The organism is Ectothiorhodospira lacustris (genome assembly GCF_022227785.1).
Classification (GTDB): Bacteria; Pseudomonadota; Gammaproteobacteria; order Ectothiorhodospirales; family Ectothiorhodospiraceae; genus Ectothiorhodospira; species Ectothiorhodospira lacustris.
In genome coordinates, this window is the sequence record NZ_JAJNQM010000051.1 from 1 (window position 1) to 24,318 (window position 24,318).

The window sequence follows — 24,318 nt, forward strand, 5'->3', positions numbered from 1 at the left end:
GGTGCTGCCGGGTCAGACGAGAGGCGGCCTTTTCCAGATCCAGCTTGATGACCTCGGAGGGGCAGGAACCCACCAGAAACAGCATGCGGATGTCGGGACGCCGTTCCAGCAGACGGGCCACCACACGATCCAGCTCTTCGTTGGCATCGGCCAGACCGGCCAGGTCCCGTTCCTCGATGATGGCGGTGCCGAACCGGGGCTCGGCGAAGATCATGACCCCCGCCGCCGACTGCATCAGGTGGGCGCAGGTCCGTGAACCGACGATCAGGAAGAAGGCATCCTGGATCTTGCGGTGCAGCCAGATGATGCCGGTGAGGCCGCAGAACATGGAGTTCTGCCCCCGCTCACGGATGACGGGGATGTCCCTCAGTTTCTCGGCACTCATTTGGCGGCCCCTTCGGTCGAAGCAGCGGCCTGCAGACGGGCGGCGCGCAGCTTGATCAGAAACTGGGCGGCGTTGATCACGTAGACGGCATAGGCCACCAGAGCCAGGTACATCTGCTGCTCGGTGCTCAGGAAATTCCAGAACAGGGACACCATGTAGACCGTGTGCAGGGCAATTACCAGCATGCTCACCATGTCCTCCCAGAAGAAGGCCTTGGCGAACAGGTAATGACCGAACACCACCTTTTCCCAGATGGCGCCGGTGACCATGATGGTATAGAGAATGAGTGTCTTGAGGACGATGGAGGCATGCGCCAGCCACAGTCCTTCGCCGGTCATCAGATAGCGCACGACCAACCAGGCGCTGACGATGAAAACGACGAACTGTAGTGGTGCCAGGATACCCTGGACCAGTGTCCAAGGCGTCTCGTCGCGACGCCGACGTTCCTCGGGAGTATAGAGTGGGCGGGGCTTGCGCTCACCGGCTCCAGCATGCTGCATTGCGCCTTTCTCCAGACAGCTCAACGTGGTGGCGTGAGTTTGTACAAGGGTCCCGGGTTTGTCAATTAAAGTAGACGTAAGCATTGGTTGACAATACCGCGGCGGGCAACCATGATTTTCGTGGGTAAAAAAGCGCCTTCGTCCTGCTAGACTGCGCGTTTCAGGTGCCGGGAGAACGATTGCGGTTGCCCGGCATTGACCGACCGTCGCCGCCACGGTGGCTTTCAGACATCCTTGGGAGGGGTTGATGGTGACTGCGAGACGACCGGCCAGTCGCGATGGGGGGGGGCCGACCCGTGGTCCTGTTGGGGAAGTGATGGATGCGCGCATGCTCGACGGACACGGCCCTGACGTGGACGGACGATCCCCGCGGAACGGTGAAACCGCGGATTCGCTGCCGGACCAGGATACCGTGCGGCTCAGAACCGAGCTTTCCCGGGTCATAGAAGGTGAGATCATTCCCCGCCTGATGCTGGCGCATCGCACCCGTGCCAATGGCGACGGGCGCCGCGCGGACGCCTCAAGGGGGCGGGGGTCCGTGACGCTCGGACCCGACGCAGCGCCCATCAACGTACAGTCGGTGGAGGAGTTTGCCCGTCTGGTCATGGAGCACGATACCGCTGCCGCCTCATCCTATGTGGATATGTTGCGTGCACGAGGGGCCTCGCTGGAGATGATCTTCATGCAGCTGCTGGCGCCTACGGCCAAGCGCCTGGGAAGGTTGTGGGAGATCGATCAGGCCGATTTTACCGAAGTCACTGTGGGTCTTTGCCGGCTTCAGCATGTCCTGCGGGAGTTGGGGGGTATTTTCGAGGGAGAACTTGGGCGCGATTCGCCCAGCCAGAAGCGGGTACTGATGACGCCTGTTCCCGGTGAATACCATACCTTCGGTCTTCTCATGGTCTCTGAATTCTTTCGTCGTGCGGGTTGGGAAGTCACCTGTGACCCGGCCATCGGCGCCGCTGAACTCAATCATCTGGTGCATCAGGAATGGTTCGATGTGGTGGCCCTGTCCGTCAGCTGTGGACCGCTGCTGGAACGGGTATCCGGAACGATCAAGGGAATTCGTCGCGCCTCCCGTAACCCCTCCGTCGGGATACTCATGGGCGGGCGCCTGTTTGCGGAGAATCCCCAACTGGTCTCCGTGGTGGGGGCCGACATGACGGCGGCGGATGGGAATGAGGCAGTTCGGCGGGCCGAAGAGATGCTGGTCCGGCGGGTGGGTCGTGTGAGTCAGCAGGTTTACTGACGTGATCCGGATAAGGATTTGATACCGATAAGCGTGGAACGAGTGAAGCAGTTCAAAGCCCCAAAGCAGTCGCTCGGGGAACTGAAGCCCGATCAGATGGCGTCGTTGATTGCGGCGGCGGCGGACGTTTCTCTTGTCCTGGATGACGCAGGCGTCATCCAGGATCTTGCCTTTGGCAGCGATGAACTGTCCATGGAGGGTTACGGCCAGTGGTTGGGCAAGCCCTGGGTCGATACCGTCACGCTGGATAGTCGCAACAAGATTGAAGCTCTGCTGCGGGATGCCGGTGCCGTTGGCAGTACCCGCTGGCGCCAGGTCAATCACCCCTCGGGGCGAGGGGTGGATGTGCCGGTCATGTACTCTGCCGTCAGGGTGGGGGATGACGGGCGCGTGGTGGCCATGGGCAGGGACCTGCGCAGCATTGCCGCTCTGCAGCGTCGATTGGTGGAATCCCAGCAGTTGATGGAGCGGGAATATTCGCGTCTGCGACATGCCGAGACCCGCTATCGTCTGTTGTTTCAGGTGGCCTCCGAAGCCGTGCTCATCATGGATGCCGCCACCCATAAGGTGGTGGAGGCCAATCCCGCCGCCGGTGAACTGCTGGGGGAAAGCCTGGCCAGGATGGTCGGCAAGGTGTTTCCGGAAGGTTTTGATCTGGAAAACACGCAGTCCATCCAGGACATGCTGGCCACGGTGCGTGCCACCGGTCATGCGGCGGATGTCAGTGTGCGTTCCCTGGGGGGAGGGCGCGAATTCGTCGTCGCCGCCTCTCTGTTCCGTCAGGACAACGCCTCTCATTTTCTGGTCCGATTGCGCTGCCCGGTACTGGATGCCCTATCCTCGGTGGGTCCACAGATGCATTCCCAGGTGCTGGCCATGGTGGAGCGGGCGCCCGATGGTTTTGTGGTCACCGATCTCAGTGGCCGCATCCTGACCGCCAATCCGGCTTTCCTTGAGCTGGTCCAGATGCCGACCGAAGACCAGGTGCGTGGCCACTCTCTGGGGCGATGGCTGGGGCGGCCCGGTGTTGATCTGAGCGTCCTGGTCGCTAATCTGCGTGAACATGGTTCCGTGCGGCTCTTCAGTACCGCATTGCGAGGTGAATACGGCTCATCCGCCGAGGTGGAGATTTCCGCCGTGGCGGTGCTGGATACGGATACTCCTTGTCTGGGCTTCACGATCCGCAGTGTGGGGCCGCGCATGTCCCGCGATGCCGTGATTGCCCGGGATGGTCCCCGTTCCGTGGAACAACTCACGGAACTGGTCGGACGCGTACCGCTCAAGGACCTGGTGCGGGAGAGTACCGATATGATCGAGCGGTTGTGCATTGAGGCCGCCCTGGAGCTGACCAATGACAACCGGGCCTCGGCCGCCGAGATGCTCGGACTGAGCCGGCAGAGCTTCTATGTGAAACTCAGGCGTTACGGCCTGGGGGATCTGGCCCCGGAAAATGAAGACAAGCCATAGCTGCGAGAATGGGCCCGCGGACGGCTTGATGCGAGTGTCCATCATTCATTACTTATGGCGCCTCCAGGCAGTGTAAATGAAGCTTGACGATCCTGTTGGCCGCGTATAATTTACCCGCCATGTCGATTCCAGCACCCCGCGCAGTCCTTGAACTGCTCAAGCCCGTCACCTGGTTCCCGCCCATGTGGGCCTTTGCCTGTGGCGTCGTCTCATCCGGTGTCGCTCTGCAGGAGCGATGGTGGCTCATCATCGTCGGTGTGGTCCTGGCGGGTCCTCTGATCTGCGGCACCAGTCAGGCGGTCAATGACTGGTTTGATCGTCATGTGGACAAGATCAACGAACCCCATCGTCCCATCCCCTCGGGGCGGATTCCCGGACGCTGGGGGCTTTACATCGCCATCATCTGGACCATCCTGTCCCTGCTGGTGGCCACGGTGCTCGGCATCTGGGGTTTTCTGGCCGCGCTCTTCGGCATGATCCTCGCCTGGGCCTACAGTGCCCCGCCCACCCGTCTCAAGCGCAACGGCTGGTACGGTAACTCCGCCGTGGCCATCTGCTATGAAGGGGTGCCCTGGTTTACCGGCGCGGTGGTCATGACCGTGGGTACGGCTGCCGCCGGCTTCCCCGACTGGCGCATCGTGGCGGTGGCCCTGCTGTACAGCATCGGCGCCCACGGCATCATGACCCTCAACGACTTCAAATCCGTGGAAGGGGATACCCGCATGGGTCTGGGGTCCCTGCCGGTACAGTTGGGCGTGGAGCGTGCCGCTCGCCTGGCCTGCTGGGTCATGGCCCTGCCGCAGGTGGTGGTGATCGCGCTGCTGTTCTCCTGGGGTGCCATGTGGCATGCCCTGGTCATCGCCGTATTGCTGGCCGTTCAGGGCGGACTGATGCTGCGCCTGCTCAAGCAGCCCAAGGCGCTGGCACCCTGGTATAACGCCACCGGTGTCACGCTCTACGTGAGTGGCATGATGATCACTGCTTTCGCCCTGGGCAGCATGAATCTGATGGCATCGTGATCAGCGCCTTGCCAGGGTAGTTTTCGGGGGGGAGTCGAGGCGGACGGGTTCGCCGGACTCCCCTTTTTTTGTGACTTTTTTCCGTGGTGCGGTAGCTAGCCGCGGAGCCGGACAAAGGTGAATCAAATGGCTGAAATGGAAACCTATGATGTGGTCGTGGTCGGTGGCGGTCCCGCGGGGGCGACGGCCGCCACCGATCTGGCCAAAGCCGGACGCAAGGTCCTGCTGTTGGACCGGGAAGGGCGTATCAAGCCCTGTGGTGGCGCCATTCCACCCATCCTTATGACCGAGTTCGACGTGCCGGAAGAGGTGTTGGTGGCCAAGATTCGCTGCGCCCGCATGTTCTCTCCCTCGGATCGCAAGGTGGACATGCCCATTGATGGCGGTTACGTGGGTATGGTGGACCGCAAGACCTTTGACCCCTGGCTGCGCGAACGGGCCGAGCAGGCCGGTGCCGAGCGCCGTGTGGGTACCTACGAGAAGATCGACCGCGACGCCGACGGTACCGCCGTGGTGCGTTACAAGAATGCCGACGACGAAGTGGTGGGTGTGCGCGCCCGGGCCGTGATCGGTGCCGACGGCGCCCGCTCTTCCGTGGCCCGCCAGGAAGTCCCCGGTGCCGACAAGATTCCCCACGTGGCCGCTTATCACGAAATCATCAGCCGCCCCACCAACCCGGAGGCGGAATATGATCCCGAGCGCTGCGACGTCTATTATCGCGGTTCCCTGTCTCCCGATTTCTATGCCTGGGTGTTCCCCCACGGCGATACCGTCAGCGTGGGGGTCGGCTCCGCCCATCGCGGCTTCTCCCTGAAGGGTGCCGTGGATGAGTTGAGAAAGGCCGCCGGCATGGAAGACTGTGAGGTTCTGCGCCGTGAGGGTGCTCCCATCCCCCTGTACCCCATGAAGTGCTGGGACAACGGTCGCGACGTGCTGCTGGCCGGCGATGCCGCCGGTGTGGTGGCTCCCGCCTCCGGCGAGGGCATCTACTACGCCATGCTGGGCGGGCGTCTGGCGGCGGAGGCCGTCCACAGCTTCCTCGCTTCCGGCAAGCCGGCGGACCTGAAACTGGCCCGCAAGCGCTTCATGAAGCTGCATGGTCAGGTTTTTTGGGTGCTGGGGATCATGCAGCGCTTCTGGTACATCAGCGACAAGCGTCGCGAGCGGTTCGTGGCCATCTGCCGCGACAAGGATGTACAGGATCTGACCTGGCAGTCCTACATGTACAAGAAGCTGGTACGGACCCGCCCCCTGGCCCAGATCCGTATCTTCTTCAAGGATATGGGCCATCTGCTGGGCCTGTCCAAGGTCTGAGGGCTGATCCATGGCCCAGTGGTTTGCTTCCGGTCTGGTTGTCGATCTGATCATCCTGGCCATGGTCCTGGAGGCAGGCCTCTTGGGCCTTTGGCACCGCCGTACCGGGCGGGGGATTGCCTTTGCCCGGCTCTGGCCCTTCCTGCTGGCCGGCGTGACCCTCATGCTGGCCCTGCGGGCGGCGCTGACCGGCGCGGAGTGGTACTGGATTTCCTTCTGGCTGCTGGCGGGGTTCGTGGCCCATGCGGCGGATCTGTGGCAACGCATGCGGTGAACCCATGGATGCCAGGACACTCAAATCCGCCTCGTTGCGTGACCCTCGTTCCAAGGGTCGGCACATCAAGGCCTGTCTGACCGAACGGGTGCTTTACCGCAGGACTACCGGCCTGGAACGCTTTGACTTCGTGAGTCAGGCCTTGCCTGACATCGCTCTGTCGCAGATCGATCTGTCCGCCACCCTGGCGGGGCACACCCTGTCCGCCCCGCTGATGATTGCGCCCATGACCGGTGGCGATCGCCGTGCCCTTGTGATCAACCACCGTCTGGCCCGGGCGGCGCAGCGTTGGGGCCTGGCCATGGGTGTGGGGAGCCAGCGGGTGGCCATCGAGGACGGCAGTCGGGCGCGTTATTTCGAACTGCGCAGCCAGGCGCCCACCGCCCTGTTGTTTGCCAACTTGGGGGCGGCCCAGCTGGTGAAGGGGTGGGGCAGGGACGAGGCCCTGCGGGCGGTGGAAATGATCCGTGCCGACGCCCTGTTCATCCATCTCAACCCCATCCAGGAAGCCATTCAGGGGGGGGATCTGGATTTTCGCGGTGTCGGAGAACGGTTGACCCGACTCTGTGAAGCCCTCAAGGCCGCCGGTGTGCCGGTGTTCGCCCGGGAGGTGGGCTTTGGCATCAGTGAGCCGGCCGCCCGACAATTGCTGGCCTGCGGCGTGTCCGGTATCGACTGCGCCGGGGCCGGCGGTACATCCTGGGCACGGGTGGAGTCACTCTGCGCGGATTCCGAGCGGGAGCATCTGATGGGAGAGCGTTTCGGTGAATGGGGGATTCCCACCAGCGACAGCATCCTCAATGTGCGGCGGGTTTCCCGGAGCCTGCCCCTGATCGCCTGCGGCGGCTTGACCAACGGCATCGAGCTGGCCAAGGCCCTGGCCCTGGGGGCGGATGTGGGGGGCATGGCTAGGAGCATGCTGGTGAAGGCCTGTCAGGGGGAGGACGCCCTGAACCGTTTCATTGCCGACACCCTGGACGAACTGCGGATCTGCATGTTCGGTACGGGGGCCGCCACCGTGGCGGCGTTGCGGGGCACGGTAGTGCCCTGTCGATAGTTCCTTGGTGCATACCTGCGGGCACAATCCCCGCAGCGGCTCACCGGCTGGTCAATGTTTGAGGTCTTTCAGGACTTCATGCGGAAGGAGCGGGAAAGGGAACGCAAGGCTGCGGTGTCCCGAAAGTGGTTCTAGACGCTCGGATTTCAGCCGGAGTGGGGTGGGTTAAATCAGCGGAAACATCATGGTCAGGGTCCAGCCCAGGAAGGCGGCCATGGCCAGCCCCCCCGCCCATGGACGCTGCACCGGCAGGCTTACCAGCAGGGGCAGGGCCAGCATCACCGGCAGCAGGGGTAGGATGATGAGCAGGAACATCATGCCGTCCACCACGGCGGCGGCGACGCCGACGGTTACCATAGTCACTAGGGTGATGCCCAGGCCAACACCGAAGCCCCGAATGCCTTCCCGTCCCAGCAGGGCGGTGGACAGGGCCACGGCCCAGGGCAGGATCAGCAGGGTCAGTATCGGCAGATAGGGTAGGCGGTGCAGCGGTGGCCACCAGGCCAGCCAGACCTTGGCGCCGAGCACGCCGAAGGCCAGCATCAGCACGCCGAACAGGGCCACCCCCCAGCCCAGGTCCGACCACTCCGGGCGGGGCGGGCGGGTACCCAGGGCCAGCCAGAAGAGCCCGGCCAGGGCCAGCCAGAGGGCGAACTGGGGGCTCACCAGGATGCCCCCCAGTCCATCCAGATAGATCACCTCGCCGATACCGATCAGGGCCACGCTGGCCCCGATGCCGCTCAGGGCGGCGCGCAGCAGGGGACGGCGGGTGTGATCCAGCCAGTCCGGATGCATGCCCAGCAGGGAAGGGGATTCCCGGCGTGTGAACAGGGGGACCAGGGCGCGCCACAGGATCAGGACCGCCAGCAGGTGCAGTAGCCACCAGGCCAGGGTGGGGTTGGGGTCGGCGGCTGGGAGCGAAAGATCCCAGGCCTGGGCAAACCACCCCAGGGAGGCGGTGTGGGCCTCATGGCGGAACAGCACGCCGATGTGTTCGGCATGGGGGATGACGGTGAGGGTGCGGGCGGTGCCCTGCAGGGTGTCGCCACCCTCGCCGCCGGCCTGTTCCAGCAGGGTCCGGGCCGCTGCCAGGAAGGGGCCTTCCCAGGCGCCGGCCATGAGCATCAGGTTGCGGGGGCTGTCCGGGCCGACCTCGCTCTGACCGGGGGAGACGGCCACCACGGCACTCACATCGTTCAGGCGAAGCTTGCCGGCATCAATGGTGGCCCCGGCACCCAGGGAGTGGCCCAGCAGCCCAAGATGTCGGTGATCCACTTCCGGCCGGCTCAGCAGCAGGTCCAGGGCCGTCTGCACGTCCCGCTGGAACTGCTCGGGATCGTTCCACCAATCCAGCGGTGTCTGGTTGCGGCCATGGCCGCTCAGGTCCGGCAGGGCCACCACGACCCCGGACCGGGCCAGGGTCAGGGCCCAGTGACGCATCAGACGTTCGGAACCGGCAAAGCCGTGGGCCATGACCACACCCGGGGCCGGTTCGCTCACGGCGGGCAGCAGCAGGGTGACGGGGACGCCGTCCCGGGTGAGGGACAGGCTCTGCACGCCCCGTTCGGCGGCCAGTACCATCCACCAGGCCAGGGCCATGAGCAGCACCGCCATCAGGGCGGCGCCCAGACGCAGGGGGTGATGCCCGTTCATCACGAGATAGCCCCGAGCCGGGACGCGGCAGGGAGCCAGGGGAGGATCTGTTCCGGGTGGTCGATGGCGGCATCGGCGCCCCAGGTGGTGGGCGCCTGGGTCTCATCGATATAGCCGTAAAGGGCGATGAGGGTGTGGGTCCCGGCGGCGCGACCGGCCTGAATGTCCCGCTCTGCGTCACCCACGTAGAGGCACTGGGCTGGTCGGCAGGCGGCCTGTTCGCAGGCCAGCAGCATGGGCAGGGGGTGGGGCTTGCGCTGCGGCGTGGTGTCGCCGCTGATAACGGTGACGGCGCGCCGGTGCAGATTCATGGCGCGGACCAGGGGATCGGTGAGCCAGGCCGGCTTGTTGGTGACGATGCCCCAGTTCAGCCCCAGGTTTTCAATGGCCTGGAGCAGGGCATCCATGCCCGGGAACAGGCGCGTCTCGTGACACAGGTGGTGTTCGGAATAGAGGATGAGGAAACGCTGCCTGAGGGTTTCGAACTGATCGCCTTGGGCGTCGGGAAAGGCCAGTCTGACCAGGGCCGCACCGCCGTGGGAGACCTGGTTGCGGACGACCTCAAAGGGCAGTGCGGGCACGCCCTGTTCCCGTTGCAGGGCGATCAGGGCGGCGTACATGTCGGGCGCGGTGTCCGCCAGGGTGCCGTCCAGGTCGAACAGCACGGTACGCAGGGGTTCGCGGCTGGGCATGGGCTGGTGTTCCCGGTTGGGCTTGGGCTGGATTGCTTCGGCTTATGCCGTGCGGATGGCGTGGGCCAGATAGTTGACGTCCACGCCGGGACCCAGGCGGTAGGTGCCGGAAAGCAACTGGTAGTGCATCCCCATTAGTTCCTTCAGGGTCAGACCGGCCTCGCGCATCCACTGTTCCATCTCCGAGGGGCGGACGAAACGGGCGTATTCATGGGTGCCCTTGGGCAGCATGCGCATGAGGTATTCCGCGCCCAGGATGGCCATGGCAAAGGCCTGGGGGGTGCGGTTGAGAGTGGCGAAAAAGACATGACCACCGGGTTTGACCAGGCGGGCGCAGGCGTGGATCACGGAACCCGGGTCGGGGACGTGCTCCAGCATTTCCATACAGGTGACCACGTCGAAGGCGCCGGGCATGGTTTCCGCCAGCACCTCGGCGGAGGTCTGCCGGTAATCCACTTCCAGGCCGGATTCCAGCAGGTGCATGCGGGCCACGCCCAGACCGGCCTCGCTCATGTCGATACCGGTGACCTGGGCGCCGCGCTGGGCCATGGCTTCGGAGAGCAGGCCACCGCCGCAGCCCACGTCCAGGACCTTGAGTCCCTTGAGTCCGCCGCAGCCTTCGTCGACGTAGTCCAGGCGCAGGGGGTTGATCTCGTGCAGCGGGCGGCATTCACCGTTGGGGTCCCACCAGCGGTGGGCCATGTCACCAAACTTGGCGATCTCGGCGGCGTCGACGTTGTGATGGGTCTCGGACATGGGATATCGGTCTAGTGGGATGATGGGGCATTGTACTCACGGCGGCGATGTTTTATCCACACGGGCCTGCCCGCCGGCAACGGATCATCCCGAGGTGGCCTGATGATCCGCCCGGGCGATCTTCTCCTGCCAATCCCCGATCCGCCGGTGCAGATCGGTTTCGTCAATGGTGGTGAGCTGCCGATCCCGTAGCAGGGGCCGTCCCGACACCCAGACATCACTCACCTGATGGCGGCCGCAGGCGTAGATCAGGTGGGACACCGGATCGTAGACCGGCCGACATTCCAGGTCCTCCATGAACACCGCGGTGATATCCGCATTCTTGCCGGGGACCAGCGAGCCGATCTCATCGGCCAGCCCCAGGGCGCGGGCACCATGGAGGGTGGCCATGCGCAGGGCGGTGTGGGCAGGCAGGGCCGCGGCGTTGCCACTGACTCCCTTGGCCAGCAGGGCGGCGGTACGCATCTCGCCGAACATGTCCAGGTCATTGTTGCTGGCGGTGCCGTCAGTGCCCAGGGCCACGTTGACCCCGGCCTCCAGCAGGGCCTGTACCGGGCAGAAGCCGGAGGCCAGCTTGAGATTGGATTCGGGGCAATGGACCACGTGGGTGCCGGCCTGCGCCAGGTGAGCGATCTCCGCCGGTTCCAGCTGGGTCATGTGAACGGCCATGAGATTGGCGCCGCTCAGGCCCAATCGGGCCAGCCGCTCCAGGGGGCGGACGCCGAAGCGGGCGGTGGCCTCGTTCACCTCGTGGGCGGTTTCATGGACGTGCATGTGGATGGGCAGGTCCAGCTCATTGGCCAGGGTGACCAGCCGCTTCAGGGGTTCGTCGGAGACCGTGTAGGGGGCATGGGGGGCAAAGCAGAAGGAGAGCAGGGCATTGCCTTTATGGCGGTCATAGATCTCCAGGCCCTTGGCGATGTATTCGTCGCCGTTGGCGGCCCAGCTACTGGGGAAATCGATGACGATGAGGCCGATGGCGGCTCGCAGCCCTGCCTGTGAGGCCACCTGGGCAGTGGTCTCCGGGAAGAAGTACATGTCATTGAAGCAGGTGGTGCCGCCGCGGAGCATCTCGGCGGCGGCCAGCAGGCTGCCGTCGCGGACGAAGTCCTCGCCCACGAAACGGCCTTCGGCAGGCCAGATGTGGTTCTGCAGCCAGTCCATCAGGGGCAGGTCGTCGGCCAGGCCCCGCAGCAGGGTCATGGGGGAATGGGTATGGGCATTGATCAGGCCGGGGATGAGGGCATGCCGGCCCAGGTGCCGATGGGTGTCGGCCTGGTAGCGTTGCTCCGCCTCCGAGGTGGGCAGCAGATCGAGGATGCGGCCCTCGTGGATGACCAGGGTATGGTGATCCAGGACCTGATTGTCCGGTTCCACCGGGATGATCCAGCGGGCGGAGATCATTTTTTCGACGTTTTTCATGTCCGAAAAGATAACTTCACCCTGCAACGGCGGGCAAGCGGCACGTGGGTATTGATCCAGCGCACTGGCAGCAAAAGCGTGCCGGACATACAATCCCGCCCCATGAACACACACTCCCACGACTCCATTCGTGCCGTGCAGTGGACCGGCACCCACCTGCGCCTGCTGGATCAGCGGCGTCTTCCCCATGAATCCGTCTATCTGGATATGGATACGGCCCCGGAAGCCGCCGTGGCCATCCGCGATATGGTGGTGCGCGGCGCCCCGGCCATCGGCGTGACGGCAGCCTATGCGGTGGTCCTGTCGGCCCGCCAGGCCTGGGCTCGTGATCCTTCCCGCTGGCGGGATGCCATGCAGGCGGACCTGCAGACCCTGGCTGCCTCCCGGCCCACCGCCGTGAACCTGTTCTGGGCCCTGGCCCACATGCGTCGCCTTATGGACCGTCTGCCCGACGGCGTTGACCCTACCGCCGAGTTGCTGCTGGAGGCGGAGCGCATCCATCACGATGACATCGAAGGCAACCGTCATATGGGCGAGCTGGGTGCCGCCCTGATCGAACCCGGTAAGGCCGTATTGACCCATTGCAATACCGGATCGCTGGCCACCGGCGGGTACGGCACCGCCCTGGGCGTGATACGCAGCGCCTATGCCAAGGGGCTGATTCCCCATGTCTACGCCGATGAAACCCGCCCCTGGCTGCAGGGTTCACGCCTGACCGCCTGGGAGCTGGTGCAGGACGGCATTCCGGTGAGTCTGCTCTGCGAGGGCGCCGCCGCCAGTCTGATGCGGGAAGGCCGGGTGAGCTGGGTGATCGTGGGCGCGGACCGCATCGCCGCCAATGGGGATGCCGCCAACAAGATCGGTACCTACGGACTGGCCGTGCTGGCCCGCCACCATGGGGTGCGTTTCATGGTGGTGGCCCCCACCTCCACCATCGACATGGACGCGGCCGACGGCAGCGCCATTCCCATCGAACAGCGGGGTGCCGAGGAGGTGCTGGAGCTGGCCGGGAAGCGAGTGGCGGCTGAAGGGGCGGGGGCCTGGAACCCGGCCTTTGACGCCACCCCCGCCGAGCTGATTGATGCCATCATCACCGAACGCGGCGTGGTGGAGCAGCCGAATCGGGAGAAGATGCAGGCATTGATGGGCGGGTGTTAGTTGCCGCGCCCATCCCGGCATGATTGCCCCGGTGTCGTTTCCTGTCGGCCCGGCCGAGCCTGGTCGATGTCGCCGGATTTCAGACCTTGAACGAGAACGGGAAAGGGCCGGCAGACCACTAGCCGGCCCGGCGTTGTGGTATGATCGCCCGCTTGTTCTGACCCATTTTCCGCCCATCATCACGCCCAGAGACTGAATGGCCGAATTCGCCAAAGAAATCCTCCCCGTCAATCTCGAAGACGAGATGCGCCAGTCCTATCTGGACTACGCGATGAGTGTCATCATCGGGCGCGCCCTGCCCGACGTGCGGGACGGACTCAAGCCGGTTCACCGCCGTGTCCTCTTCGCCATGCGCGAGTTGGGCAATGACTGGAACAAGCCCTACAAGAAATCCGCCCGCGTGGTGGGTGACGTGATCGGTAAATATCACCCCCATGGTGATTCCGCCGTCTACGACACCATCGTGCGCATGGCCCAGCCCTTCTCCATGCGGTACATGCTGGTGGACGGGCAGGGTAACTTCGGTTCCGTGGACGGCGATGCCCCGGCCGCCATGCGATACACCGAAGTCCGCATGGCCCGGATTGCCCATGAAATGCTGGCGGATATCGACAAGGAAACCGTCGATTTCGTCGACAACTACGACGGCTCCGAGTCGGAACCCTCGGTCTTCCCCGCCCAGTTGCCCAACCTGCTGATCAACGGCTCGGCCGGTATCGCGGTGGGCATGGCCACCAACATCCCGCCCCATAACCTCAATGAGGTGGTGAACGCCTGCATTGCCCTGATCGATGATCCGGAGCTGGCCATCGACGGGCTGATGGAGCACCTGCCGGGGCCGGATTTCCCCACCGCCGGTACCATCAACGGCGATCGGGGCATCCATGAGGCCTACCGCACCGGCCGCGGCCGCATTTATGTGCGTGCCCGCACCGAGATCGAGACCGATGAACGCACCGGGCGCCAGTCCATCATCGTCACCGAGCTGCCCTACCAGGTGAACAAGGCCCGTCTGCTGGAGCGCATCGCCGAGCTGGTCAAGGAGAAGAAGCTCGAAGGCATCAGCGAGCTGCGGGACGAGTCCGACAAGGACGGCATGCGCATGGTAGTGGAACTCAAGCGCGGCGAAGTCCCCGAGGTGATCATCAACAACCTCTACCAGCACACCCAGATGCAGAACGTGTTCGGCATCAACATGGTAGCCCTGGTGGATGGTCAGCCCCGTCTGCTGAACCTCAAGCAGATCCTGGAGGCCTTCCTGAGCCACCGCCGCGAGGTGGTCACCCGGCGCACCATTTATGATCTGCGCAAGGCCCGTGAACGGGCCCATGTGCTGGAAGGCCTGGCGGTAGCACTGGCCAATATCGACGAGGTCATTGCCCTCATCAAGGCCTCCGGTAGCCCCGCCGAAGCCAGGGAAGGGCTGCTGGCCCGGGCCTGGCATCCGGGTGCGGTGACCGGCATGCTGGAACGCGCCGGTGCCCTGGCTTCCCGTCCTGAGGATTTGGCCTTCGAGCTTGGCTTCAAGGACGACGGCTACCATCTGTCCGAGGCCCAGGCCCAGGCCATCCTGGACCTGCGTCTGCACCGCCTGACCGGGCTGGAGCAGGACAAGATCGTCGCCGAATATCGGGAACTGCTGGATCGCATCCATTACCTGCTGGAGATCCTCGGCAGCCCGGACCGTCTGATGTCGGTGATCCGCGAAGAACTGGAGGCGATCCGTGAGCAGTACGGGGATACCCGCCGCACCGAGATCCTGAGCACCCAGCTCGACCTGACTCTGGAAGACCTGATCACCGAGGAAGACGTGGTGGTCACCCTTTCCCATGCCGGTTACGCCAAGTATCAGCCCCTGAGTGCCTATCGTGCCCAGCGCCGGGGCGGCAGGGGCAAGACCGCCACCACCTTCCGCGAGGAGGACTTCGTGGATCGTCTGGTGGTGGCCAACACCCATGACACCATCCTGTGCTTCTCCAGTCGCGGCAAGGCCTACTGGCTCAAGGTCTATGAATTGCCTCTGGGCAGCCGCATCGCCCGGGGCCGCCCCATGGTCAATCTGCTGCCCCTGGAAGAAGGGGAGCGGATCAACGCCATCCTGCCGGTGCGCGAGTACCGTGAGGATGTCTACGTCTTCATGGCCACCAGCGAAGGTGTGGTGAAAAAGACCCCGCTGGTGGACTTCTCCCGGCCCCGTTCCAACGGCATCATCGCCGTGGGCCTGCGGGATGGGGACTGGCTGGTGGACGTGAAGATCACCGATGGCCAAAAGGACGTCATGCTGCTCACCTCCGCCGGCAAGGCCATCCGCTTCAACGAGGATTCCGTCCGTGCCATGGGGCGGACCGCCAGCGGTGTGCGTGGTGTGAAGCTTGCTGAGGACCAGCAGGTGATTTCCTTGATCATCGTCGATCAGGGCACCATCCTGGTGGCCACCGAGAACGGCTACGGCAAGCGCACCCCGCCCGAAGATTTCCCGCTCCACGGCCGTGGTGGTCAGGGCGTAATCGCCATCCAGACCGGCGGCCGCAACGGCAACGTGGTCGGCGCGACCCTGGTGGGTGATGAGGACGAGGTCATGCTCATTACCAACGGCGGCACGCTGGTGCGGACCCCTGTGGCCGAGATCTCCGTGCTGGGCCGCAACACCCAGGGCGTGAGACTCATCCGTCTGTCCGATGACGAGAAACTGGTGGAACTGGCGCGGGTGGAAGGTCTCAATGGGGAAGGCGAGGATGAGGCCGCGCCCGAGGACGCCGATGTCTGAGCCTGGTAAAACTCAAGAAACATGATGCAGGGGCGGCCCTTGGCCGCTCCTGTGGTGAGTGCCGCCCCCCATCCGGGCGCCGGCACCCTGCATTCTGTTGTGATCCAACCCTGGAGCAAACCATGACACGTGTCTATAACTTCAGCGCCGGCCCCGCCGTGTTGCCCGAGCCGGTGCTGGAACGCGCCCGCGAAGAAATGCTCGACTGGAACGGCACCGGCATGTCGGTGATGGAAATGAGTCACCGTGGCAAGGCCTTTGTCTCCATTGCCGCCCAGGCGGAACAGGATTTGCGGGATCTGCTGCAGATCCCCGCCAATTACAAAGTGCTGTTTCTGCAGGGGGGGGCCACCGGACAGTTCGCCGCCATTCCCATGAACCTGTTACGGGGCAAGACCCGGGTGGATTACGTGAACACCGGCGCCTGGTCCAAGAAGGCCATCTCCGAGGCCAAAAAATATGCGGACGTGAGCGTGGTGGCCACCGCCGCCGACAGCCACTTCTCCACCATCCCGGCCTTCGAGACCTGGCAGCGCAGCAGCGATGCCGCTTATCTGCACTACACCCCCAACGAGACCATCGGCGGGGTGGAGTTCCACTGGATCCCCGAGACCGGCGACGTGCCCCTGGTGGCCGACATGTCCTCCAACATCCTGTCCGGCCCCCTGGATGTCTCCCGCTTCGGCCTCATCTACGCCGGCGCCCAGAAGAACATCGGTCCTGCCGGTCTCACCCTGGTGATCGTGCGTGAAGACCTGTTGGGTGAGGCGTTGCCCTCCACCCCCAGCATCTTCGACTACCAGGTGCAGGCGGAAGCCGAGTCCATGTCCAACACGCCGCCCACCTATGCCTGGTACCTGGCCGGACTGGTATTCCAGTGGCTCAAGGAGATCGGTGGTCTGAAGGTGATGGACGAGATCAATCGTCGCAAGGCCGAGAAGCTCTACAAGGCCATCGACAACTCCGCCTTCTACACCAATCCGGTGGACGTGGCCGCCCGTTCCCGCATGAACGTGCCCTTCACCCTGGCGGATCCCGATCTGGACGGCCTGTTCCTCAAAGAGGCCGAGCAAGCGGGGCTGACCACCCTCAAGGGCCACCGCTCCGTGGGTGGCATGCGTGCCAGCATCTACAATGCCATGCCCGAGGCCGGTGTCGATGCCCTGGTGGAATTCATGGTGGACTTTGAACAGCGCAAGGCCTGACATGTACAAGATCCTCACCCTGAACAACATCTCCCCCAAGGGCCTGGACCGGTTCGGCCATGAGCGCTACGAAGTGGCCTCCGAGATCAGTCAGCCCGACGCCGTCATGGTGCGTTCCTTCAACATGCACCCGATGGAGATCCCCGCCGGTCTCAAGGCCGTGGGCCGGGCCGGTGCGGGGGTGAACAATATCCCCCTGGAGGCCATGACCGAGCGGGGCGTGGCGGTCTTCAATGCCCCCGGTGCCAATGCCAACGCGGTGAAGGAACTGGTGCTGGCGGGCATGCTGCTGGCGGCCCGCAACATCTGCCAGGCCTGGGACTACACCCGCAATCTGGCCGGGGATGACGAGACCCTGCACAAGCAGGTGGAGGCGGGCAAGAAGCAGTTCAGCGGCTTCGAATTGCCGGGCCGGACCCTGGGCGTGGTGGGTCTGGGGGCCATCGGGGTGCTGGTGGCCAACGCCGCCCGCGCCCTGGGCATGAACGTCATCGGCTTTGACCCGCACATCACCGTGCGCGCTGCCTGGCAGCTGGACGCCGGCGTGCAGCAGGCCCTGAGTGTGGATGACCTGCTCGCCCGCTGCGACATGGTGACCTTCCACGTCCCCTTGAACAACCATACTCGCCACCTGCTGAACCGGGAGCGGCTCCACGCCATGAAGGATGGGGCCGTGGTCCTGAACTTCGCCCGTGAAGGCATCGTGGACGAGGTTGCCGTGCTGGAGGCCCTGGAGGCGGGCAAGCTGCGCAGCTATGTGTGCGATTTCCCCAGCAACACCCTCATGGGCAAGGCCGGGGTGATTGCGCTGCCGCACCTGGGGGCTTCCACCCTGGAGGCAGAGGAGAACTGCGCCGTCATGGTGGCGGACCAGTTGCGCGAGTACCTGGAACACGGCAATGTGCGCAATTCCGTGAACCTGCCGGAGGTGGTGCTGCCTCGGGCCGGCAGGGCCCGCTTGGCGGTCATCAACCGCAATCTGCCGGACATGGTGGGCCAGATCTCCCATGTGCTGGGGCAGAACAACATCAATATCGTCCACATGGTGAATGAATCCCGCGCCGGGGTTGCCTACAATCTCATAGACGTGGAAGACGAGATCGGTGAAGAAGCGGCCCGTGCCATCGCGGGCATTGACGGCGTGTTGCGGGTCCGCGTCCTGTAACAGGTCCCACGAGTAGAACGGGTCAAGACATGAGTGGTCAGGACGGGGAGACGCTGGACGGTATTCGCCGGCGTATCGATGCGCTGGACGATGAGATCATGCGTCTGATCAGTGAGCGGGCCGACTGCGCCCAGGAAGTGGCCCGCATCAAGCGGGCCGCCGACCCCCGGGCGGAGTTCTACCGTCCGGAGCGGGAGGCCCAGGTGTTGCGCCGGATTCAGGCGGCCAATCCCGGCCCCCTGAACAGTGAGGAAATGGCCCGTCTGTTTCGGGAGATCATGTCCGCCTGCCTGGCCCTGGAACAGCAGTTGTCCATTGCCTTCCTGGGGCCGGAGGGGACCTTCACCCAGGCCGCCGCCCTCAAGCATTTCGGGCATTCGGTCAACACCGTGCCCATGAATGCCATTGATGAGGTATTCCGGGAGGTGGAATCCGGCAGTGCCCACTACGGGGTGGTGCCGGTGGAGAACTCCACGGAAGGGGTGGTGACGCACACCCTGGACCGCTTCATGCAGTCACCCCTGAGCATCTGCGGTGAGGTGGAACTGAGGATCCATCACCATCTGCTGTCCGTTGTCGGCGAACTGCCCCAGGTGGAGCGGATCTATTCCCATCAGCAGTCCCTGGCCCAGTGCCGGGAGTGGCTGGATGCCCGTTTGCCCCATGCCGAGCGGTTGCCCGTGAGCAGTAACGCCGATGCGGCCCGGCGGGCGGCCAGAGAGCCGGGGGCCGCGGCCATTGCCAGTGAGGCGGCGGCGGAACTCTACGGTCTTAACGTGCTGGCGGCCAATATCGAGGATTCGCCGGACAACACCACACGGTTCCTGGTGATCGGCCCCCGTTCCAGTGGCCCCTCCGGCAATGACAAGACCTCGCTGCTGATATCGGCTCGCAACCGTCCGGGCTCGCTCCACGGCCTGCTCTCACCCTTTGCCGACAACGATGTGAGCCTGACCCGGATCGAGTCCCGACCTTCTCATTGCGTGAACTGGGAATACGTCTTTTTCATGGACATCGAGGGTCATGCCCAGAATGCCCACGTGGCCAAGGCCCTGGTGGAACTGAAGCAGGAAGCGGAACTGGTCAAGGTGCTGGGTTCCTACCCCAAGGCCGTCCTGTAGGTCCCGTATTCGGGAGTCGGAAGCACATCATTCCACGGCCGGTTAATCTTGTGACGGCCGCCAAGAATCAACTCCGGAGACAACATGAGCTGTGACTACCGTGCCCTGGCCAATGTCGGGGTTCAGAGCCTGATGCCTTACCAGCCCGGCAAGCCGGTGGAGGAGTTGGAGCGGGAACTGGGTATCCGCGAGAGCATCAAGCTGGCCTCCAACGAAAACCCTCTGGGTCCCAGTCCTCGTGCCATCCAGTCCCTGGGGGGGCTGCTGGACGGCCTGGCCCTGTATCCGGATGGCGGCGGTTTTGCCCTGCGTCGGCGTCTGGCCGAGGTGCTGGGGGTGGAACCGGCCTGCATCACCCTGGGCAACGGCTCCAACGACGTGCTGGAACTCATCGCCCGGGCCTACCTGTCCCCCGGTCGCAATGGGGTCTTCTCCGCCCATGCCTTTGCCGTCTACCCGCTGGTGGTGCAGGCAGTGGATGCCGAGGCCCGCATCGCCCCCGCTAATCCCGTGGGCCATGCGATGCCCTATGGCCATGACCTGGCCGCCATGGCGGACCGGGTGGATGCCCATACCCGAGTGATCTTCGTGGCCAACCCCAATAACCCCACCGGCACCTGGCTGGACAGTACCGTGCTCAAGGCCTTCATCGCCGCCCAGCCGCGAGAAGCCCTGGTGGTGGTGGACGAGGCCTATTTTGAGTATGTGGAAGAGGCCGAATATCCTGATACCACCCGCTGGCTGGCGGAATTCCCCAATCTGGTGGTAACCCGCACCTTCTCCAAGATCCACGGCCTGGCGGGCCTGCGCATCGGCTATGCGGTCTCCAGCCCGGCAGTGGCGGATATCCTTAACCGGGTGCGTCAGCCCTTCAACACCAACACCCTGGCGCAAGCCGGTGCCCTGGCGGCCCTGGAAGACGACGCCCACGTGCGAGAATCCGTCAAGGTGAACCGGGAAGGCCTGGCCTTCCTGACCGAGGCCTGTCGTGAGCGGGGCCTGGGGTTCATCCCTTCCGTGGGCAACTTCCTGTGCATCGACGTGGGCCGGGAAGCCGGGCCGGTGTATCAGGCCCTGCTCCACCAGGGTGTGATCGTGCGCCCCGTGGCCGGTTACGGCCTGCCCGATCACTTGCGGGTGACGGTGGGACGTGCCCACGAGAACCGGCGTTTCATCGACGCCCTGGATCAGGTGCTGGCCCGGTGATTCGTCGTCTGACTATTTTCGGTGTCGGCCTCATCGGCGGCTCCCTGGCCCTGGCTCTGCGTCAGGCCGGCACCTGCCGGGAAGTGGTGGGGTGTTCCCGTTCCGAGGATCATCTGCGCCATGCGGTGGAACTGGGCGTGATCGACCGTTACAGCCTGGACCCGGCAGAGGCGGTGGCCGGCGCCGACATGGTGGTGCTGGCGGTGCCCTTGGGGGCCATGTGTGGTGTCTGCGCCTCCATCCGCGACCATCTGGACCCGGAGGCCGCCATCACCGATGTGGGCAGTGCCAAGGGCAGCGTGGTGGATGCGGTGCGGGAGGGGTTTGGTGAACTGCCCCATGGGTTCGTGCCCGGCCACCCCATTGCCGGTACCGAGCGCAGCGGCGTTGCGGCGGCCTTCCCGACCCTGTTCCAGGGGCGGCGGGTGATCCTCACCCCGCTGGAAACCACGGATATCAGCGCCTTGGCCAAGGTGCGCACCATGTGGGAAGAAACCGGTGCCGTGGTGGAGAGCATGTCCGTGGCCCACCATGACGAAGTCCTGGCCGCCACCAGCCATTTGCCTCATCTGCTGGCCTTCGGCCTGGTGGACAGCCTGGCCCGTATGGGGGAGCGGGACGAGATTTTCCGCTATGCCGCCGGTGGTTTTCGGGATTTCACTCGCATCGCCTCCAGTGATCCGGTGATGTGGCGAGATATCTGCCTGTCCAACCGGGAAGCGATCCTGTCGGTGATGGCCCATTACCAGGAAGACCTGAGCATGATCACCGAGGCGGTGTCCCGTGGGGATGGCGATCGGCTGCTGGAGATCTTTCAGCGTGCCAAGGCGGCTCGGGATCGGTTCAGTGAGTGAGTGTTTTTTGATGGATTTGGGGTGACTAGATGACACACAGCAGCACGATGGAATTTCTGGTGGAACCGGGCGGGCGGCTTGAGGGCCGTTGCCGTGTTCCGGGTGACAAATCCATCTCCCACCGGTCCATCATGCTGGGCGCGCTGGCGGAAGGCATCACCGAAGTGAGTGGTTTTCTGGAGGGGGAGGACTGCCTGGCCACCCTCAAGGCCTTTCGCGCCATGGGGGTTCGGATCGACGGCCCCGAAGCCGGACGGGTGACCATCCACGGCGTGGGCTTGCAGGGTCTGAAGACGCCCGACGCCCCTCTGGACTTGGGCAATTCCGGGACATCCATGCGCCTGATGGCCGGCCTGCTCGCCGGGCAGTCCTTCGACACCGTGCTCACCGGCGATGCGTCCCTGAGTCGTCGGCCCATGCGCCGTGTCACCGAGCCGCTGTCACGCATGGGTGCCCGCATCGACACCGGCCCCGAAGGTCGTCCACCCCTGACCATCCATGGCGGGCAGTCGCTGGAGGGCATTGACTATGAGATGCCCGTGGCCAGTGCGCAGGTCAAATCCAGTCTGCTGCTGGCCGGTCTTTACGCCCAGGGTCGGACCTGCGTGACCGAGCCGGCACCGACTCGGGATCACACCGAGCGCATGCTGACAGGCTTTGGCTATGGTGTGGCCGGCGACCAGGGTCGGGTCTGCCTGCAGGGCGGGGGACGTCTTGGAGCCACGGCCATCGATGTGCCCGCGGATATCTCTTCTGCGGCCTTCTTCCTGGTGGGGGCGAGCATCGCGCCCGGCTCCGAACTGACTCTGGAGCACGTGGGTGTGAATCCGACCCGTACCGGCATCATCGACATCCTGCAACTGATGGGTGCCGACATCCGCCTGGAAAACCCTCGCGAAGTGGGGGGGGAGCCGGTGGCCGACTTGCTGGTGCGTGCCGCGCCCCTTAAGGGGATCCGCATCCCCGAGGCCCTGGTGCCCCTGGCCATTGACGAATTCCCCGCCATCTTCGTGGCAGCCGCCTGCGCCGAGGGGGAAACAGTACTCACCGGTGCCGAGGAACTGCGGGTCAAGGAAAGCGACCGTATCCAAGTGATGGCGGACGGTCTGGCCGCCTGCGGTATCCGGGCCCGACCCACGCCGGACGGCATCGTGATCCAGGGTGGCCGGTTTCAGGGTGGTGTGGTGCAAAGCCACGGCGATCATCGTATTGCCATGTCCTTTGCCATGGCGGCATTGCGCGCCCAGGGATCCATCCGTATCCAGGATTGCGCCAACGTGAACACCTCCTTCCCGGGGTTTGCCCAGTTCGCCGGTCGGGCAGGGCTGAACATCCACGTCATGGGGGAGGTCGCATGATGTCCGTGCCCGTGATTACCCTGGATGGTCCCGGTGGCTCCGGCAAGGGGACGGTGAGCCGTCTGCTGGCCGAGCGGCTGGGCTGGTCCTTCCTCGATAGCGGTGCCCTGTACCGTCTCGTGGCCCTGGGCGCCCTGCGTCGGGAGATTGCGTTGGATGATGTGGCGCAGGTGTCCGCGCTGGCCCGTCATCTGGATGTGTGCTTCGAGTTGGATGACACCGGCACCCCCAGGGTGCGTCTGGACGGCGACGTGGTGGGCGGCGAGCTGCGGACCGAAGCCTGCGGCGATGCCGCCTCAAAAGTGGCCGCGATCCCTTCGGTCCGACAGGCCCTGTTGGACCGACAACGGGATTTTCGCAGCGCCCCGGGGCTGGTGGCCGACGGCCGGGACATGGGCACGGTGGTCTTTCCGGATGCGCCATTGAAGGTTTTCCTGACCGCGGACACACAAGAGAGGGCCCGGCGTCGCTACCTGCAGTTGAAGGAGCAGGGGCTTAGTGCTAACCTGCCAGCCCTCATAGAAGAATTGGCCGAACGTGATCGGCGCGATGCGGAGCGGGCCGTGGCCCCGCTCAGGCCCGCAGAGGATGCCATTGAGGTGAACTCCACCCACATGAGTATCGATGCGGTCCTGAACGAGATCCTCGCATTGGCGGCGAAACGCGGCCTGGTGACAGCTGTGTGACCACGGTCCGGGGCAGGCAAGCCCGGGATCCTTTTTGAATAACCGGTCTGCAACGGGATTGTGCAGGCCTAAATACTATTTTGCAGGTTCAACCAACCCATGACTGAAAGTTTCGCGCAACTGCTCGAAGAGAGCTTGTCCTCCATCGAGATGCGGCCCGGCTCCATCTTGAATGGCACCGTCATCAACATCACCAACGATATGGTGGTGGTGAATGCCGGCCTCAAGTCCGAGGGCGTCATCCCCATCGAGCAGTTCTACAACGAAAAGGGTGAGCTGGAAATCCAGATCGGCGATCTGGTGGAAGTGGCCCTGGAGTCCCCCGAAGACGGCTTCGGCGAGACCCGCATGTCCCGCGAGAAGGCCAAGCGTGCCAAGGCCTGGGAACGCCTCGAAGAGGCCATGGAGAAGGACGAGACCATCGCCGGTATGATCAGCGGCAAGGTCAAGGGCGGCTTCACCGTGGAACTGGGTGATATCCGCGCCTTCCTGCCGGGCTCTCTGGTGGACGTTCGCCCCGTGCGCGACACCGCCTACCTGGAAGGCAAGGAACTGGAGTTCAAGCTCATCAAGCTGGACCGTCGCCGCAACAACGTGGTGGTGTCCCGCCGCGCCGTGGTGGAGAAGGAATACAGCGCCGAGCGCGAAGCCCTGCTCAAGAACCTGCAGGAAGGCATGGTCCTCAACGGTATCGTCAAGAACCTCACCGATTATGGTGCGTTCCTGGATCTGGGCGGTATCGACGGCCTGCTGCATATCACCGACATGGCCTGGAAGCGGGTCAAGCATCCTTCCGAAGTGGTCAACATCGGCGACGAGATCCAGGTCAAGGTCCTCAAGTTCGACCGTGAGCGCAACCGCGTCTCCCTGGGCCTGAAGCAGCTGGGCGAAGATCCGTGGGAAAACATCACCCGTCGCTATCCGGTGGGCACCCGTCTGTTCGGCAAGATCACCAACATCACCGACTACGGCTGCTTCGTGGAAGTGGAAGACGGCGTCGAAGGTCTGGT

The 24,318-nt window shown here is 64.4% G+C and carries 22 protein-coding genes; 16 read left to right on the forward strand and 6 right to left on the reverse strand.

The genetic code is table 11. The features are described from left to right. Together LQ952_RS10635 and bchF are read right to left on the reverse strand one after the other, a co-directional pair. On the reverse strand, nucleotides 1-385 hold a 385-nt coding region (locus tag LQ952_RS10635; protein WP_347402070.1), incomplete at its 3' end, for a nitrogenase component 1. Beyond that, complete coding sequence (gene bchF, locus LQ952_RS10640; RefSeq protein ID WP_238622628.1) at nucleotides 382-885, reverse strand: 2-vinyl bacteriochlorophyllide hydratase; 504 nt, start codon at nucleotides 883-885, stop codon at nucleotides 382-384. The genes bchF and LQ952_RS10635, both read right to left, overlap by 4 nt. Before the next feature lie 328 nt (nucleotides 886-1,213). On the opposite strand from bchF, the gene LQ952_RS10645 reads away from it, so the two are divergent. The 6 genes from LQ952_RS10645 to fni all read left to right on the forward strand — a co-directional run bounded on the left by LQ952_RS10645 (nucleotide 1,214) and on the right by fni (nucleotide 7,265). Then, the gene (locus tag LQ952_RS10645) at nucleotides 1,214-2,134 is read left to right on the forward strand and encodes a cobalamin B12-binding domain-containing protein (protein ID WP_238622629.1); all 921 of its coding nucleotides are present in this window, start codon (nucleotides 1,214-1,216) and stop codon (nucleotides 2,132-2,134) included. Nucleotides 2,135-2,230: 96 nt separating this feature from the next. Then, a complete protein-coding gene (gene ppsR, locus LQ952_RS10650) occupies nucleotides 2,231-3,601 on the forward strand; it encodes a transcriptional regulator PpsR (protein ID WP_238622630.1) in 1,371 nt (456 codons plus the stop codon). A 119-nt stretch (nucleotides 3,602-3,720) separates the two neighbouring features. Further along, complete coding sequence (chlG, locus tag LQ952_RS10655; RefSeq protein WP_238622631.1) at nucleotides 3,721-4,620, forward strand: chlorophyll synthase ChlG; 900 nt, start codon at nucleotides 3,721-3,723, stop codon at nucleotides 4,618-4,620. Between the two features lie 117 nt (nucleotides 4,621-4,737). Continuing rightward, the gene (locus LQ952_RS10660) at nucleotides 4,738-5,934 is read left to right on the forward strand and encodes a geranylgeranyl diphosphate reductase (RefSeq protein ID WP_347402071.1); all 1,197 of its coding nucleotides are present in this window, start codon (nucleotides 4,738-4,740) and stop codon (nucleotides 5,932-5,934) included. Nucleotides 5,935-5,944: 10 nt separating this feature from the next. After that, nucleotides 5,945-6,208: a hypothetical protein gene (locus LQ952_RS10665; protein ID WP_238622633.1), complete on the forward strand. Its 264-nt coding sequence runs from the start codon at nucleotides 5,945-5,947 to the stop codon at nucleotides 6,206-6,208. Between the two features lie 4 nt (nucleotides 6,209-6,212). Next, the gene (gene fni, locus LQ952_RS10670) at nucleotides 6,213-7,265 is read left to right on the forward strand and encodes a type 2 isopentenyl-diphosphate Delta-isomerase (RefSeq protein WP_238622634.1); all 1,053 of its coding nucleotides are present in this window, start codon (nucleotides 6,213-6,215) and stop codon (nucleotides 7,263-7,265) included. A 165-nt stretch (nucleotides 7,266-7,430) separates the two neighbouring features. Here the strand turns inward: fni and LQ952_RS10675 are convergent, their stop codons facing one another. The 4 genes from LQ952_RS10675 to LQ952_RS10690 form a co-directional block, all read right to left on the reverse strand. After that, nucleotides 7,431-8,918 (reverse strand): alpha/beta hydrolase, encoded by a 1,488-nt coding sequence (locus LQ952_RS10675; protein ID WP_238622635.1) that lies wholly within the window; start codon nucleotides 8,916-8,918, stop codon nucleotides 7,431-7,433. Continuing rightward, nucleotides 8,918-9,610 (reverse strand): HAD family hydrolase, encoded by a 693-nt coding sequence (locus LQ952_RS10680; RefSeq protein ID WP_238622636.1) that lies wholly within the window; start codon nucleotides 9,608-9,610, stop codon nucleotides 8,918-8,920. The genes LQ952_RS10675 and LQ952_RS10680 overlap by 1 nt, the downstream gene beginning before the upstream one ends. A gap of 42 nt (nucleotides 9,611-9,652) precedes the next feature. Further along, complete coding sequence (ubiG, locus tag LQ952_RS10685; RefSeq protein WP_238622637.1) at nucleotides 9,653-10,366, reverse strand: bifunctional 2-polyprenyl-6-hydroxyphenol methylase/3-demethylubiquinol 3-O-methyltransferase UbiG; 714 nt, start codon at nucleotides 10,364-10,366, stop codon at nucleotides 9,653-9,655. An 84-nt stretch (nucleotides 10,367-10,450) separates the two neighbouring features. Further along, on the reverse strand, nucleotides 10,451-11,788 hold the full coding sequence (locus tag LQ952_RS10690) for a TRZ/ATZ family hydrolase (protein WP_238622638.1): 1,338 nt from the start codon (nucleotides 11,786-11,788) through the stop codon (nucleotides 10,451-10,453). Between the two features lie 102 nt (nucleotides 11,789-11,890). Between LQ952_RS10690 and mtnA the strand changes: the two genes are divergently transcribed. From mtnA to LQ952_RS10740, 10 genes are all read left to right on the forward strand, one after another. After that, nucleotides 11,891-12,946: an S-methyl-5-thioribose-1-phosphate isomerase gene (gene mtnA, locus LQ952_RS10695; RefSeq protein WP_238622639.1), complete on the forward strand. Its 1,056-nt coding sequence runs from the start codon at nucleotides 11,891-11,893 to the stop codon at nucleotides 12,944-12,946. A 196-nt stretch (nucleotides 12,947-13,142) separates the two neighbouring features. Further along, nucleotides 13,143-15,713 carry a DNA gyrase subunit A gene (gene gyrA, locus LQ952_RS10700; protein ID WP_238622640.1) on the forward strand — a complete coding sequence of 857 codons (2,571 nt, stop codon included), beginning with the start codon at nucleotides 13,143-13,145 and terminating at the stop codon, nucleotides 15,711-15,713. Between the two features lie 122 nt (nucleotides 15,714-15,835). Then, a complete protein-coding gene (gene serC, locus LQ952_RS10705) occupies nucleotides 15,836-16,918 on the forward strand; it encodes a 3-phosphoserine/phosphohydroxythreonine transaminase (RefSeq protein ID WP_238622641.1) in 1,083 nt (360 codons plus the stop codon). 1 nt (nucleotide 16,919) lies between these two features. Beyond that, entirely contained in the window at nucleotides 16,920-18,083 is a 1,164-nt protein-coding gene (locus tag LQ952_RS10710; RefSeq protein WP_238622642.1) for a phosphoglycerate dehydrogenase, read from the forward strand. A gap of 29 nt (nucleotides 18,084-18,112) precedes the next feature. After that, nucleotides 18,113-19,204, forward strand: coding sequence for a prephenate dehydratase (gene pheA / locus LQ952_RS10715; RefSeq protein WP_238622643.1), 1,092 nt, complete (start codon nucleotides 18,113-18,115; stop codon nucleotides 19,202-19,204). A gap of 84 nt (nucleotides 19,205-19,288) precedes the next feature. Beyond that, nucleotides 19,289-20,410, forward strand: coding sequence for a histidinol-phosphate transaminase (gene hisC, locus LQ952_RS10720; protein ID WP_238622644.1), 1,122 nt, complete (start codon nucleotides 19,289-19,291; stop codon nucleotides 20,408-20,410). After that, nucleotides 20,407-21,264: a prephenate dehydrogenase gene (locus tag LQ952_RS10725; RefSeq protein ID WP_238622645.1), complete on the forward strand. Its 858-nt coding sequence runs from the start codon at nucleotides 20,407-20,409 to the stop codon at nucleotides 21,262-21,264. Before hisC ends, LQ952_RS10725 begins: the two co-directional genes overlap by 4 nt. 29 nt (nucleotides 21,265-21,293) lie before the next feature. Next, nucleotides 21,294-22,622, forward strand: coding sequence for a 3-phosphoshikimate 1-carboxyvinyltransferase (gene aroA / locus LQ952_RS10730; protein WP_238622646.1), 1,329 nt, complete (start codon nucleotides 21,294-21,296; stop codon nucleotides 22,620-22,622). Further along, nucleotides 22,622-23,308, forward strand: a complete 687-nt coding sequence (gene cmk / locus LQ952_RS10735) for a (d)CMP kinase (protein ID WP_238622648.1) — start codon at nucleotides 22,622-22,624, stop codon at nucleotides 23,306-23,308. The genes aroA and cmk overlap by 1 nt, the downstream gene beginning before the upstream one ends. A 99-nt stretch (nucleotides 23,309-23,407) precedes the next feature. Then, nucleotides 23,408-24,318 (forward strand): S1 RNA-binding domain-containing protein (locus LQ952_RS10740; protein WP_238622647.1); only part of this gene is annotated, 911 nt, incomplete at its 3' end.